Consider the following 14645-nt stretch of genomic DNA (forward strand, 5'->3'; position numbering starts at 1 on the left):
AATGGAAAAATATGAATTTACAATTGATAACGAAGCCCACCATTTACAACGTATAGACAAAATTTTGCCGGAATTTAACTCAGAGTGGTCTCGCAGTCAAATACAAGATTGGATTAAAGAAGGCTTAGTTCAAGTGAATGGGAAAACCATTAAATCTAATTATAAACTTAAAACAGGAGATCACATAGAAGTAACGGAAAAAGAAGTGGTAGAGGCAGATATACAACCGGAAAATTTAAACTTAGATATTTATTATGAAGATGAAGATGTCGCAATCGTCTATAAACCTAAAGGGATGGTCGTTCATCCATCAGCAGGGCACTACTCAGGGACGCTTGTAAATGGTTTGATGTATCAAATTAAAAACTTATCAGGCATTAATGGTGAAATTCGACCTGGGATTGTGCATCGTATTGACAAAGACACGTCGGGTTTATTAATGGTTGCTAAAAATGACGTGGCACATCGAAGTCTTGTTGAACAATTAATGGCTAAAACGGTTACGCGTAAATATACAGCGCTTGTCCATGGTCATATTCCACATGAATTTGGCACGATAGATGCGCCCATAGGACGAAATAAAAACGATAGACAGGCGATGGCAGTTGAAGATGACGGAAAAGAGGCTGTTACGCATTTTAATGTAATAGAAAATTTTAAAAACTACACATTAGTCGAATGTCAATTAGAAACAGGACGTACACACCAAATTCGTGTTCATATGAAATATATCGGTTATCCGCTTGTAGGGGATCCTAAATATGGTCCTAAGAAAACGTTAGACATCGGAGGTCAAGCGTTACATGCAGGTGTGATTGGATTTAATCATCCGCGTACAGGAGCGTATATTGAACGTGTAGCACCGTTACCCGAAACGTTTGAACAATTATTAGGACAATTAAGAAAAGAAGAGAAATAAGCTTAATTGCAGAGCGGATAATAATGATAATGGATGTGATTGACATCAAAAGGTCTAATAGTGAATTTTTCTATCACGCATCACAATTATAAAATTAGAAAACTTACTATATAGGCTTTACAAGTCCTGTAAAAAGCGTTACCATTGTTTTAAGAAAAAATTATAAAAACAAACGTCTTTAATTTAGAGTCCTGTGAGGCTCAAAAGACATGAATAGAGAACGTAAAAATCTTTTCAATCCTAATAAGAATGTGTTTTAAACGTACGAGAGACGTTAAAATGTTTCGATAGGGATATGACGAATTTTGCTTATTCTAAACTCGTGTCTATTAAAGACACGAGTTTTTTGTTAGGAGTGAATAATGTTGGTTGAACGTGTGATTTTAGATGAATCGGCGATAAATCGTACGCTAACACGTATTGCTCATGAAATCTTAGAATATAATAAAGGATCAGACAATTTAGCGTTACTTGGTATTAAAACGCGTGGAGAGTATCTGGCAAAACGTATTCAACAAAAGATTCAACAAATTGAAGAAGTCGAAGTCCCAACTGGCACGATTGATATTACTGACTTTCGAGATGACATTGATGCAAGAAGTCAACAGTTAAATAAGACTTTTGAAATTAATGCAGACCTAACGAATCGCGTGGTCATCATCGTGGATGATGTTTTATACACAGGTCGAACAGTTAGAGCCTCACTTGATGCGATTTTAATGTATACAAGACCTAAAAAGATAGGCCTTGCTACACTGGTCGATCGTGGTCATCGGGAGTTACCAATACGCGCTGACTTTGTTGGTAAAAATATACCGACTTCACATGAAGAATCTGTCAGTGTTTATTTAAATGAAATTGATCAACGCAATGCCGTTGTCATCACATAAAGCCTTTTAATTCAGTACGAGAGACTGACAAAGGACGAGCACATCCTATTTGTATTCATTTTATGCTATTCAAATGTTGTATTTGTAAAAGTGATAATGAATGAAATGTAAAGATGTCAAACCTCAGTCTCTTACCTTAAAAAAGGTGAAGAGACTTTTTTTATGCGAAAGGAAGAAAACTATGGAAAACGATCAAATGTTTAAACGTACCGTTCAACCGGTACTCGATGTGAATGAAAGACCAAAAGCGGGGCAGTGGGCATTTTTAAGTTTACAGCACTTGTTTGCGATGTTTGGTGCCACGGTACTTGTTCCGTTTCTCACTGGACTTCCAGTATCATCGGCCTTGCTTGCTTCAGGAATTGGTACATTATTCTACATATTAATAACGAAAGGAAAGATTCCTGCATACTTAGGCTCAAGTTTTGCTTTTATTACACCGATTATTACAGGTTTGAGCACAAATAGCTTAGGCGATATGCTTGTCGCCTTATTCATGAGTGGTGTGATGTACGTCATTATTGGGATTGCCATTAAGTTAAGCGGTATTAACTGGTTAATGCATCTCTTACCACCCGTTGTAGTCGGTCCTGTCATTATGGTTATTGGTCTTAGTCTTGCACCAACTGCTGTTAATATGGCGATGTTTGAAAATGCAGGAGATATGAAAGGCTACAACCTCAGTTATATTGCAGTTGCAGGCATTACATTATTAGTGACTTTGATTATTCAAGGATTTGCGAAAGGCTTCTTTTCTCTAATTCCTGTACTCATAGGTATTGTCGTGGGATATATTACAGCGATTATATTTGGAATAGTGGACTTTAAACCAGTTGAAAAAGCAGCATGGTTCCAGTTCCCGGATATTTACTTACCATTTGCTGATTATCATCCTTCCATTCATCTCGGTTTGATTACCATCATGTTGCCCATTGTATTTGTAACAGTAAGTGAACATATTGGTCATCAAATGGTCATCAATAAAATCGTAGGACGTAATTTCTTCGAAGATCCAGGTTTACATCGTTCAATCATTGGCGACGGGGTTTCAACAATGTTTTCAAGCATTATCGGTGGACCACCAAGTACAACTTACGGTGAAAACATTGGTGTGTTGGCCATTACAAAAATTTACAGTATTTATGTCATTGGTGGCGCTGCTGTATTTGCCATCATGTTAGGGTTTGTAGGTAAATTTACAGCATTGATTTCATCTATCCCGACACCAGTAATGGGCGGTGTGTCTATATTGTTATTTGGAACAATCGCAGCGAGCGGTTTGAGAATGCTCGTAGAAAGCCAAGTGGATTTTGCTCAAAATCGTAATCTTGTCATTGCTTCAGTCATTTTAGTAATAGGAATTGGAAATATGATGCTTAACTTGTCTGATTTAGGTGTCAAATTAACTATTGAAGGTATGGCATTATCAGCAACAGCAGGTATTTTATTGAATTTACTCTTACCAAAACGATAAACATTAGGAGGTCTTGTCAATGGAACATCTTGTTTCAATGGAACACTTATCTGTAAAAGAAATTGAAAACCTTATTCAAAAAGCTTCTCAATACAAGAAAGGTGAAGACGTACCCAGTTTAGAAGGTCATTATATAGCGAACTTATTTTTTGAAAACTCTACACGTACAAAATGTAGTTTTGAAATGGCAGAACACCGGTTAAACATTAAACAAATTAATTTTGAATCAACAGCTTCTTCTGTACAAAAAGGAGAATCGCTTTATGACACTTGTCGTACACTCCAAAGTATAGGTTGCGACGCTTTAGTTATTAGACATGAACAAAATAACTATTATGATGAATTGTTGAACATGGGCATTCCAATCATTAATGCGGGCGATGGAAGTGGCCAACATCCAACACAGAGTCTGTTAGATTTAATGACCATTTACGAAGAGTTTGGACGATTTAAAGGGTTGAATGTTGTGATATGTGGAGATATTAAAAACTCACGTGTTGCGCGAAGTAACTATCACAGTTTGACAGCACTGGGTGCGAATGTTTCATTCTCAAGTCCTGAAATTTGGCAAGACAATACGATGGAAGCGGAATATGTCGACTTAGATGACGTCATCGATCAAGTGGATATTGTGATGTTACTAAGAGTACAACATGAAAGACATACTGTTGGCTCACATGGGTTTGAAAAAGCTTCATACCATGCACAATACGGGCTCACAGAAGAACGCTACAAAAAATTACAAGAACATGCGATTGTTATGCATCCTGCACCAGTCAATCGGGATGTTGAAATTGCCGATTCTTTAGTTGAAGCACCGCAATCACGAATTTTTAAACAAATGGAAAATGGTGTGTATCTCAGAATGGCTGTACTGACAGAAACAATTAAAAAATAAGGGAGAGAATCGGATATGAAATTAATTCAAAATGCAAAAATGCTAGAAGCAGGTCAATTAAAAAAGGTAGATGTTTTGATTGAAGGTAAAACAATCAAGCAAATTGCTGAATCAATAGAAGCAACAGATGAAATGACTATCATCGATGCAAAAGGTCATTTCTTATCTCCAGGGTTTATCGATGTCCATGTACATTTAAGAGAACCTGGTGGTGAACATAAAGAAACGATTGAAACAGGAACGCGTGCAGCGGCTCGCGGTGGTTTTACAACTGTTTGTCCGATGCCTAATACAAAGCCTGTTCCTGACTCTATAGAAAATTTAACGCATTTGAATGAATTAATTGCTAAAAGTGCACATGTGCGTGTATTACCTTATGCTTCAATCACTGTAAGACAGGCTGGGAGAGAACATGTAGATTTTAAAGCACTTACAGAAAATGGTGCTTTTGCTTTTACGGATGACGGTGTTGGTGTCCAACAAGCTTCAATGATGTATGAAGCAATGCAACAAGCTAAAGCTCAAAATAAAGCTGTCGTTGCCCACTGTGAAGACAATAGTTTGATTTATGGTGGTGCGATGCATGAAGGTAAGAGAAGTAAAGCGCTCGGTATCCCGGGGATTCCAAATATTTGTGAATCTGTCCAAATTGCCCGTGATGTTTTATTGAGTGAAGCAACAGGATGTCACTATCATGTTTGTCATGTTTCGACAAAAGAAAGTGTACGCGTGATTAGAGATGCTAAAAAAGCAGGTATTCCAGTAACCGCAGAAGTCACACCTCATCATCTTTTACTAACAGAGGATGATATTCCAGGTGACAATGCAATCTATAAAATGAATCCGCCGCTAAGAAGTCACGAAGATAGAGCGGCATTATTAGAAGGTTTATTAGATGGCACAATTGACTGCATTGCAACAGATCATGCGCCACACGCAGCAGAAGAAAAAGCGCAACCTATGACACGTGCACCATTTGGTATTGTGGGTAGTGAGACTGCATTCCCATTATTGTATACGCACTTTGTTAAAAATGGAGACTGGTCATTACAACAACTTGTAGACTACTTAACAACGAAACCTGCACAAACTTTTGATTTACCATACGGTCGTTTAGAAGAAGGTAGCTTAGCAGATTTAACGTTGATTAACTTAGAAGACGAATACGAAATTAAAGCAGAAGACTTCTTGTCTAAAGCATCGAATACACCATTCTTAGGAGAAAAAGTATACGGTAATCCTATTTTAACAATGGTAGAAGGACATATTTGTTATGAGGGGGCAAAATAAAGATGTTTGAAAAACGTTATCTCGTGTTAGAAGATGGCTCACATTATACTGGATTTAAATTAGGATCAGACCGCTTAACACAAGGGGAGATTGTTTTTAATACTGCAATGACAGGATATCAAGAAACAATTTCAGACCCTTCGTATACAGGGCAAATTATTACATTTACTTACCCACTTATTGGTAACTATGGGATTAATCGTGATGATTTCGAATCATTGACGCCTACATTAAATGGTGTTGTGGTTAAAGAGGCTTGTACGACACCAAGTAATTTTCGGGCACAAAAGTCGATAGATGAAGTTTTGAAAGAATACGACATTCCCGGTTTGAGTGGTGTAGATACAAGAAGTATTACGAAAAAAATTCGTCAGCATGGGGTTTTAAAAGCTGCTTTTGTAGACCATGAAACAGAAATTGATGAAATGATTCAAAAACTACAAACAATGACATTCCCTAGAACAGAGGTGCCAACAGTTTCTACAAAAACGCCTTATGTTTCAACGGGATTTGATCTTCGCGTGGTACTTGTAGATTTCGGTAAAAAACAAAATATTGTGCGTGAATTGAACGCACGTGGCTGTGAAGTGACAGTCGTTCCTTATGATACATCAGCTAATGAAATTCTTAAAATGCGTCCAGATGGTGTCATGTTATCCAATGGACCTGGAGACCCAGAGGATGTCGAAGTTGCCCTTGAAATGATTAATGGTATTTTAGGTAAAATTCCATTCTTCGGAATTTGTCTAGGCCATCAATTATTTGCCTTATCTCAAGGTGCAAAGTCATTCAAAATGAAGTTTGGTCACCGTGGTGCGAATCACCCAGTGAAAGATTTAAAAACTGGGAAAATTGCGCTTACGAGTCAAAACCATGGTTATGCCATTGATGCAGCATCTATTGAAAACACAGATTTAGAGATTACACATATCGCTATAAATGACGGTACAGTTGAAGGACTTAAACATAAAACGTTACCTGCATTTTCGGTGCAATATCACCCAGAAGCATGTCCTGGACCAACAGATTCTAATTACTTATTCGATCAGTTTGTTGAAATGATGCAACAAAATAAACAAAAGGAGCGCGTTACTTATGCCTAAAAGAAATGACATTGAAACGATTCTTGTGATAGGTTCAGGACCTATTATTATTGGTCAAGCAGCAGAATTTGATTACGCTGGCACACAAGCTTGTTTAGCACTTAAAGAAGAAGGTTATCGTGTCATTTTAGTGAACTCGAATCCTGCTACGATTATGACAGATAAGGAAATTGCGGATAAAGTCTATATTGAACCGTTAACACATGATTTTATTGCACGTATCATACGTAAAGAACAACCTGATGCATTGCTGCCTACATTAGGTGGACAAACAGGATTAAACATGGCGATTGAACTTCACGAAAGCGGTGTGTTGGAATCAAATCATGTTCAACTTTTAGGTACAAAATTATCATCTATTGAACAGGCTGAAGACCGGGAATTATTCCGTAGCCTGATGAATGAACTGGATGTGCCTGTACCAGAGAGTGATATTGTAAACACGCTTGAACAAGCAATCGAATTTAAAAATAAAGTCGGTTATCCATTAATCGTTCGTCCTGCATTCACAATGGGAGGTACAGGTGGTGGTATTTGTCATAACGATGAGGAATTACATGAAGTCGTTTCTAATGGATTGAAATACAGCCCAGCAACGCAATGTTTAATTGAAAAATCAATAGCAGGCTTTAAAGAAATTGAATACGAAGTGATGCGTGATAAAAATGATAACGCAATTGTTGTATGTAATATGGAAAATATCGACCCCGTTGGTATTCATACAGGAGATTCAGTTGTTGTGGCACCAAGTCAAACACTATCAGATGTGGAATATCAAATGTTGCGCGATGTCTCTCTTAAAGTCATTCGTGCTTTAGGTATTGAAGGCGGTTGTAATGTTCAACTTGCCCTTGACCCACATTCAATGCAGTACTATATCATTGAAGTGAACCCACGTGTATCTCGTTCATCAGCATTAGCTTCAAAGGCAACCGGCTATCCGATTGCAAAGCTCGCTGCTAAAATCGCTGTAGGTCTCACATTAGATGAAATGAAAAACCCTGTTACAGGGACATCTTATGCGGCATTTGAACCAAGTTTGGATTATATCGTATCAAAAATTCCACGTTTTCCATTTGATAAATTTGAAAAAGGTGAGCGCGAGCTTGGCACACAAATGAAAGCAACTGGAGAAGTCATGTCAATCGGCCGTACGTATGAAGAATCATTATTAAAGGCGATTCGTTCACTGGAGTATGGCGTCCATCATTTAGGTTTACCTAACGGTGAATCCTATGATTTGGATTACATTAAATCTCGAATTCAAGCCCAAGATGATGAGCGTTTATTCTTTATTGGTGAAGCGATTCGCAGAGGAACAACACTTGAAGAACTTCACGAAATGACACGTATCGATTACTTCTTTTTAAATAAATTTAAAAACATCATCGACATGGAACATGCGTTAAAAGAAAACAAAGGGGATATCGATTATTTAAGATTTGCGAAGCGTTTTGGCTTCAGTGATCGTGTCATCGCACATCGCTTTGAAATGACAGAGGAAGCGGTATATCAACTACGTCAAGAACATCATATTAATCCAGTATATAAAATGGTGGATACATGTGCAGCTGAATTCGAATCTGCAACGCCGTATTATTATGGAACTTACGAAGAAGAAAATGAGTCTATCGTTACAGAAAAAGAAAAAATTATTGTTCTAGGTTCAGGTCCGATTCGTATTGGTCAAGGTGTAGAGTTTGACTATGCAACGGTACACGCAGTTTGGGCTATCCAAAATGCCGGCTATGAAGCTATTATCGTCAATAACAATCCAGAAACAGTGTCAACAGATTTCTCTATCTCAGATAAGCTTTATTTTGAGCCATTAACAGAAGAAGACGTTATGAACATTATTAACTTAGAACGTCCTAAAGGCGTTGTCGTTCAGTTTGGTGGTCAAACTGCAATCAACCTTGCTGATAAATTAGCAAAATATGGTGTGGAAATTTTAGGAACATCATTAGAGAATTTAAATCGCGCTGAAGACAGAAAAGAGTTTGAAGCTTTGTTAAATCAAATCCAAGTGCCACAACCAAAAGGGAAAACAGCAACTTCAACTGAAGAAGCTTTGGCCAATGCGAGAGACATTGGTTATCCAGTAGTTGTAAGACCGTCTTACGTATTAGGCGGACGCGCAATGGAAATTGTTTATAACGATGACGAGTTAGAAAATTATATGAAAGAAGCGGTTAAAGCAAGCCCTGAACATCCAGTATTAGTAGACCGTTACTTAACAGGTAAAGAAATAGAAGTCGATGCCATTTGTGATGGTGATACGGTTATTATACCGGGAATTATGGAACATATTGAACGTGCTGGTGTTCACTCTGGAGACTCCATTGCGGTATACCCACCACAAACATTAACTCAAGATGAAATCGATACGCTTGAAGCTTATACGATTAAACTTGCAAAAGGCTTAAATGTCATCGGATTAATTAACATTCAGTTCGTCCTTGCACATGATGGGGTATATGTTTTAGAAGTGAACCCAAGATCAAGTCGCACAGTCCCATTTTTAAGTAAAATCACTGAAATTCCAATGGCACAGCTCGCAATGAAAGCTATTATGGGACAGAAATTAGCAGAACTCGGTTTTGAACCCGGTATTCAACCCTATCAAGAAGGGGTATTTGTTAAAGCCCCCGTATTTAGTTTTAATAAATTAAAAAATGTAGACATCACTTTAGGACCTGAAATGAAATCTACAGGTGAAGTCATGGGACGCGATTTAACACTTGAAAAGGCGCTTTACAAAGGCTTAACAGCGGCAGGGATGGAAGTTAAAGATTATGGAACGGTATTAATCACTGTGAGTGATAAAGATAAAGACGAAATGGTCAAAATTGCAAAGCGTCTGAATGAAGTTGGGTATAAAATTATAGCGACAGAAGGCACAGCTAAAAAATTAGCTGAGCATGCGATTAAAGTGCAAACGGTTGATAAAATTGGTGGTCATGACGATCTTATCACAAAGATTCAAAACGGCGATGTTCAAATCGTTATTAACACAATGACTAAAGGTAAAACAATCGAAAGAGACGGTTTCCAAATTCGTCGCGCATCAGTAGAAAATGGTGTGCCATGTCTCACATCACTTGATACAGCAAATGCATTAACGAATGTGATTGAAAGTATGACATTCTCTATGAGAAATATGTAGGAGGTTAAGTTGTGGTGGAAAAATTAACTGTCATCTCTAATCAAAATATTGCGGATCGTATTTATGAATTGAAAGTATCTGGGCCGGCGGTTGCTGATTTAAAGCAACCCGGTCAGTTTGTACACATTAAGACTGGAGAAGGTTCATTACACATGTTACGAAGACCGATTTCAATTTGTGAAATTGATCAAGAAAGCAATAGCTTTACAATGCTTTTCCGTGCTGAAGGAGAAGGTACGAAGCGTATTGCAGCTTTACATGAAGGAGATGAAATCGACATTTTAGCACCACTTGGAAATGGCTTCCCAGTTGATAAAGCGAAACGAAAAGCATTGCTCGTAGGTGGCGGAATAGGGGTACCACCGCTTTATGAACTGTCTAAACAACTCAATCAAAATGGTATTGAAACTGTTCATGTACTTGGTTTTCGTTCATCTAAAGATGTTTTTTATGAAAATCACTTCAAAGCTTTAGGAGAAACACATATTGTAACAGAAGATGGTTCAAAAGGTGAAAAGGGATTTGTTACAACGGTCATTGACCAACTTCCAATCGATTATGATATTTTTTATACATGTGGGCCAAAACCGATGTTAAAAGCATTAAATGAATTAGAAGCTTTAAAGGATGTACCTGGATACATTTCATTAGAAGAAAGAATGGGATGCGGTATTGGTGCTTGTTTTGCTTGTGTATGTCATGTGCCTAATCATCCGACTGATTACGTTAAAGTATGTACAGATGGACCTGTTTTCGAGAGAGGAGCTGTTGTATTATGAGTCGATTAAATGTAGAAATACCCGGTTTATCTCTTAAGAACCCAGTTATGCCTGCCAGTGGTTGCTTTGCTTTTGGCGCAGAATACGGACAATTTTATGACTTGTCTGATTTAGGCGCAATCATGATTAAAGCAGCTACAAAAGAAGCAAGGTTTGGTAATGAAACACCGCGTGTTGCCGAAACGGATAGCGGTATGATTAATGCCATCGGATTACAAAATCCTGGCGTCCATCATATTATTGAACACGAATTGAAAGCGTTGGAAGCATATGATGTGCCAATTATTGCGAACGTAGCCGGTTCTTTGGAAGAAGATTATGTCTACGTTGCAGAGCATATTTCTAAAGCGCCAAATGTAAAGGCACTAGAATTAAACATCTCTTGTCCTAATGTCAAAGAGGGTGGCATGCAATTTGGTGTCGATCCTGAAGTAGCAGCTGAATTAACACGCAAAGTTAAGGCAGTATCTTCTGTGCCGGTTTATGTCAAATTGTCACCTAATGTGACCAATATTGTGGAAATGGCTCAAGCTATCGCTGAATATGCAGATGGACTTACAATGATCAATACCCTTGTTGGTCTTAAAATCGATCCTCGTACGGGCCAACCTATTATTCATAATATTATCGGTGGCTTAAGTGGTCCTGCAATTAAGCCAGTCGCATTACGAATGGTCTATGAAGTAAGAAAAGCATTGCCTCATATTCCTATTATCGCAATGGGTGGTGTACAAAACGCTCAAGATGTCATTGACTATATTTCGGTGGGTGCAGATGCGGTTGCTGTAGGGACTGCAAATTTCCAAAATCCATTAGTATGTAAAGAAATTATTGATGACTTACCTGAACGATTAGATGAACTCAATGTTCAACACATCTTAGATATAAAAGGACGAACGCAGAAAGGATTGTCAGTACATGAGAAATGACCCCATTATCGCATTAGATTTCGCAACTGAAGCGGATGTTATTGCATTTTTAAACCACTTTGATGAATCTTTATTTGTTAAAGTGGGCATGGAACTTTTTTATCAAACAGGACCTGAGCTTATCAAAAAGGTAAAAGCATTAGGCCATGATATTTTTCTCGACTTGAAATTACATGATATTCCAAATACAGTGGGCAAGGCGATGGAAGGGTTAGCTCAACTGGATGTTGATATGGTTAACGTTCATGCTGCCGGTGGATCAGAAATGATGAAACGTGCCGTTGAAGGTTTAAAAAAACATAATCCGAATATTAAACTGATCGCAGTAACGCAACTTACGTCGACATCAGAAACACAACTTCACCATGAACAAAATATTCAAACAACAATGGAAGAAGCGGTGTTGAATTATGCGCAACTTGCACAATGCGCTGGACTTGATGGTGTTGTTTGCTCACCATTGGAAGCGAGTCTATTAAAAGCGGAATGTGGAGAGAACTTCTTAAAAGTGACGCCAGGAATTCGTCCGGCGAATAGTAGATCAGATGATCAAAAAAGAATAACGACACCTGAAGATGCAAAAAAACGTGGGTCCACACACATCGTTGTTGGTCGACCTATTACACAAAGTGACAATCCTGTAGAAAGCTATCATCAAATTAAGGAAAGTTGGTTAAATGAATGTCAAAATTAATTGCAAAATCATTATTAGATATTGAAGCAGTTTCTTTATCTCCAAACGAGATGTTTACATGGAGCTCGGGTATCAAATCGCCGATATACTGTGATAATCGTGTGACGTTAGGTTATCCTGAAGTACGTGAAGCAATCCGTGATGGTTTAATACAACTTATTGAAAAACACTTTCCAGATGTTGAAGTTGTTTCTGGAACAGCAACTGCGGGCATTCCACATGCAGCCTATATCTCAGATAAAATGAGTTTGCCGATGAATTATGTACGCTCAAAAAGTAAAAGTCATGGTAAGCAAAACCAAATAGAAGGTGCATTCAGTAACAATAAAAAAGTAGTGGTTGTGGAAGATTTAATTTCGACGGGTGGTTCATCGATTACAGCAGTTAATGCTTTACGTGAAGCAGGAGCGGATGTATTAGGTGTCGTTGCCATCTTTACATACGGATTAAGTAAAGCTGATGAAATGTTTAAAGATGCCAAAGTGCCTTTTTATACGTTGAGTCATTACGATGAGTTAATCGAAGTTGCGCAAGCTGAAGGTAAAATCTCAGAAGCAGATATTGAAACATTAATTAATTGGCGTAATCAACTTTAATTGAGAGATACGCAATAGAAAGAGCGGGATAAGAAAATCAATTTGGTTGCTATCCCGCTTCTTTATATTTATCGTTTCATTATGGTATCGCTATTATATTCGATACTATAAGGATTGATGGGTTGTATTCATGTATATAAGGAGAGGTATAATTATTTTAAATACCAACGTAAAAATAACCAGCCACCCACAATAATTAAAAGCATTACTAAAAGTGGTATTAATAAATTCATGCTAATCATAAAATGACCTCCAAAAATGATTTAACCTTATTGTAACGGGTTATAATATAGAGTGAAAGTCAAAAGAAATAATCAAACAAAGTCATAAAGAGGAAATAGTTGTAAAAAGCTATTGACTCATAGGGGAGAGAAAAGGAAAACAGGGTTCGAACAAATTAAGGGTGACAAAGCTCAAATTTAAATGGAAGACGTTGTTATCATTTTAAAATACTAAATTTCCATTTCTCAAATATTGCATGAAGGAGACGATCAAAATGAAAATACCTAAAATTACTACATTTTTAATGTTTAATGGGGATGCTGAAGAAGCCATACAGCGTTATACATCATTATTTCAAGATAGTGAAATTATTACAATGGTGAAATATGATGATACAATCCCTGAGCAGGCAGGAAAGGTACAACATTCTATTTTTACACTCAATGGTCAAGTGTTCATGGCGATTGACAATATGAATGGTGCAGAGATTGAAATGAATCCAGCAATGTCATTGTATGTGACGGTTAAAGATCAATTTGAAATGGATACATTATATAATGGTTTAAAAGATGGTGGGGCTATTCTAATGCCTAAAACAGAAATGCCACCACAATATCGTGAGTTTGCATGGGTTCAAGATAAGTTTGGTGTGAATTTCCAACTTGCACTTCCTGAATCGACACGTTAGAAGTTAGAAGGGTGGAGTTAAACACCATGTGAATGAAAAAGAAAAGTGGCTGAGGCTGCCCCTCGTAAATCAAAGTCATATCATACGTATTTTTTCATAAAAAAGAAGCGCTAAGACGATTTTCTATTAAAAGTCATCTTAGCGCTAGTTATTTTGTGATATATGTCAGAGTTTCTTTTAAAATGTCATTGTATTTTTTAACATAAATTATTCTTCGTTTTTAAACCAAGACTTAATTTTTTCAGTAATTTCATCAAGCTTTTTGTTCACTTTTTCTAATTCCTTTTCCATAGCGTCGTTATTACCGTTTTGTCTTTCTTTTTCAGCGTTTTGTAAATTGTCCACGGTATCATCATATTGATTAGCTACTTTATTGGCTTGTTTGTCATTCGTATGATTTTTTAAGTTTTCAATCTCTTGCTTTAATTGATCAATTTTAGATTGTGTATCGCTGTGGTTATTTTTAATACTATCTTTCGTATCTTGAATTTGTTGTTGTAATTCTTTATCTTTTTGTTCCACATATTGATTTTCTGATTTGTTATTGTCAGGTGTTTGTTGAGAATTAGTCGTCGCGTTATTTTGATCAGATGTCTCATTCTGTGTATCGTCACTACTGCAAGACTTTACAATAAAAACAACTAACAGTAATAAAACAATGATAAAGCCGAATAAGAGCCATTTGTTTCTACTTTTACTTTGGTTGAGTGCTTCTCGTTGTTCTTGTTCATAGCGATAATCACGATCAGTATAATATTTATTTTGTTGATCTGCCATGTTAATCAATATGCCACCAAAAACTTGATGTTGTTGGGCATCTGTTAATGTATGAACATTTAAATCCGTATTCAGTTGATTATACTTATCATAAGCAATAATCGTTCCATCATCTAATATTTTTTCTACTCTAGGATAATCTAAACGCTTATCTTGTCTTTTCATGTATATCCTCCTTCAAAACCGTGGCTACAGTTTCAAGTATGACCGCATTCTTTAC

13 protein-coding genes are annotated in these 14645 nt (G+C 37.1%); 12 read left to right on the forward strand and 1 reads right to left on the reverse strand.

Going from position 1 to position 14645, the window contains the following annotated elements; translation table 11 throughout:
* Position 1 precedes the first annotated feature (1 nt).
* The 12 genes from CD118_RS08995 (at position 2) to CD118_RS09050 (ending at position 13648) form a co-directional block, all read left to right on the forward strand.
* Complete coding sequence (locus CD118_RS08995; protein WP_050331272.1) at positions 2-919, forward strand: RluA family pseudouridine synthase; 918 nt, start codon at positions 2-4, stop codon at positions 917-919.
* 365 nt (positions 920-1284) lie between these two features.
* Complete coding sequence (gene pyrR, locus CD118_RS09000) at positions 1285-1809, forward strand: bifunctional pyr operon transcriptional regulator/uracil phosphoribosyltransferase PyrR (RefSeq protein WP_050331977.1); 525 nt, start codon at positions 1285-1287, stop codon at positions 1807-1809.
* A gap of 181 nt (positions 1810-1990) precedes the next feature.
* Positions 1991-3283, forward strand: coding sequence for a uracil-xanthine permease family protein (locus CD118_RS09005; protein WP_050331271.1), 1293 nt, complete (start codon positions 1991-1993; stop codon positions 3281-3283).
* Positions 3284-3302: 19 nt separating this feature from the next.
* Complete coding sequence (locus CD118_RS09010) at positions 3303-4181, forward strand: aspartate carbamoyltransferase catalytic subunit (RefSeq protein WP_050331269.1); 879 nt, start codon at positions 3303-3305, stop codon at positions 4179-4181.
* A gap of 15 nt (positions 4182-4196) precedes the next feature.
* On the forward strand, positions 4197-5471 hold the full coding sequence (locus CD118_RS09015; RefSeq protein ID WP_103356588.1) for a dihydroorotase: 1275 nt from the start codon (positions 4197-4199) through the stop codon (positions 5469-5471).
* A gap of 2 nt (positions 5472-5473) precedes the next feature.
* Entirely contained in the window at positions 5474-6574 is a 1101-nt protein-coding gene (locus CD118_RS09020) for a carbamoyl phosphate synthase small subunit (protein WP_103356589.1), read from the forward strand.
* On the forward strand, positions 6567-9740 hold the full coding sequence (gene carB / locus CD118_RS09025; RefSeq protein ID WP_060830054.1) for a carbamoyl-phosphate synthase large subunit: 3174 nt from the start codon (positions 6567-6569) through the stop codon (positions 9738-9740). Before CD118_RS09020 ends, carB begins: the two co-directional genes overlap by 8 nt.
* A gap of 14 nt (positions 9741-9754) precedes the next feature.
* Complete coding sequence (locus tag CD118_RS09030) at positions 9755-10519, forward strand: dihydroorotate dehydrogenase electron transfer subunit (RefSeq protein WP_050346229.1); 765 nt, start codon at positions 9755-9757, stop codon at positions 10517-10519.
* A complete protein-coding gene (locus CD118_RS09035; RefSeq protein WP_060830053.1) occupies positions 10516-11448 on the forward strand; it encodes a dihydroorotate dehydrogenase in 933 nt (310 codons plus the stop codon). The genes CD118_RS09030 and CD118_RS09035 overlap by 4 nt, the downstream gene beginning before the upstream one ends.
* Positions 11438-12142 (forward strand): orotidine-5'-phosphate decarboxylase, encoded by a 705-nt coding sequence (gene pyrF / locus CD118_RS09040; protein WP_103356590.1) that lies wholly within the window; start codon positions 11438-11440, stop codon positions 12140-12142. The genes CD118_RS09035 and pyrF overlap by 11 nt, the downstream gene beginning before the upstream one ends.
* The gene (pyrE, locus tag CD118_RS09045; RefSeq protein WP_103356591.1) at positions 12130-12738 is read left to right on the forward strand and encodes an orotate phosphoribosyltransferase; all 609 of its coding nucleotides are present in this window, start codon (positions 12130-12132) and stop codon (positions 12736-12738) included. The genes pyrF and pyrE overlap by 13 nt, the downstream gene beginning before the upstream one ends.
* Positions 12739-13234: 496 nt before the next feature.
* Positions 13235-13648 carry a VOC family protein gene (locus CD118_RS09050; RefSeq protein WP_050331258.1) on the forward strand — a complete coding sequence of 138 codons (414 nt, stop codon included), beginning with the start codon at positions 13235-13237 and terminating at the stop codon, positions 13646-13648.
* Positions 13649-13855: 207 nt separating this feature from the next.
* Here the strand turns inward: CD118_RS09050 and CD118_RS09055 are convergent, their stop codons facing one another.
* On the reverse strand, positions 13856-14590 hold the full coding sequence (locus CD118_RS09055) for a hypothetical protein (RefSeq protein WP_060830051.1): 735 nt from the start codon (positions 14588-14590) through the stop codon (positions 13856-13858).
* Between the last annotated feature and the right edge of the window lie 55 nt (positions 14591-14645).

Origin of the sequence: Staphylococcus coagulans, from assembly GCF_002901995.1 — a bacterium.
Classification (GTDB): domain Bacteria; phylum Bacillota; class Bacilli; order Staphylococcales; family Staphylococcaceae; genus Staphylococcus; species Staphylococcus coagulans.

Excerpts from the sequence above, each read along its gene's own strand:
- CD118_RS08995 (WP_050331272.1), top strand. The coding sequence starts at position 2 with ATGGAAAAATATGAATTTACAATTGATAACGAAGCCCACCATTTACAA.
- CD118_RS09005 (WP_050331271.1), top strand. The coding sequence starts at position 1,991 with ATGGAAAACGATCAAATGTTTAAACGTACCGTTCAACCGGTACTCGAT.
- CD118_RS09010 (WP_050331269.1), top strand. The coding sequence starts at position 3,303 with ATGGAACATCTTGTTTCAATGGAACACTTATCTGTAAAAGAAATTGAA.
- CD118_RS09015 (WP_103356588.1), top strand. The coding sequence starts at position 4,197 with ATGAAATTAATTCAAAATGCAAAAATGCTAGAAGCAGGTCAATTAAAA.
- CD118_RS09020 (WP_103356589.1), top strand. The coding sequence starts at position 5,474 with ATGTTTGAAAAACGTTATCTCGTGTTAGAAGATGGCTCACATTATACT.
- carB (WP_060830054.1), top strand. The coding sequence starts at position 6,567 with ATGCCTAAAAGAAATGACATTGAAACGATTCTTGTGATAGGTTCAGGA.
- CD118_RS09035 (WP_060830053.1), top strand. The coding sequence starts at position 10,516 with ATGAGTCGATTAAATGTAGAAATACCCGGTTTATCTCTTAAGAACCCA.
- pyrF (WP_103356590.1), top strand. The coding sequence starts at position 11,438 with ATGAGAAATGACCCCATTATCGCATTAGATTTCGCAACTGAAGCGGAT.
- pyrE (WP_103356591.1), top strand. The coding sequence starts at position 12,130 with ATGTCAAAATTAATTGCAAAATCATTATTAGATATTGAAGCAGTTTCT.
- CD118_RS09050 (WP_050331258.1), top strand. The coding sequence starts at position 13,235 with ATGAAAATACCTAAAATTACTACATTTTTAATGTTTAATGGGGATGCT.
- CD118_RS09055 (WP_060830051.1), bottom strand. The coding sequence starts at position 14,590 with ATGAAAAGACAAGATAAGCGTTTAGATTATCCTAGAGTAGAAAAAATA.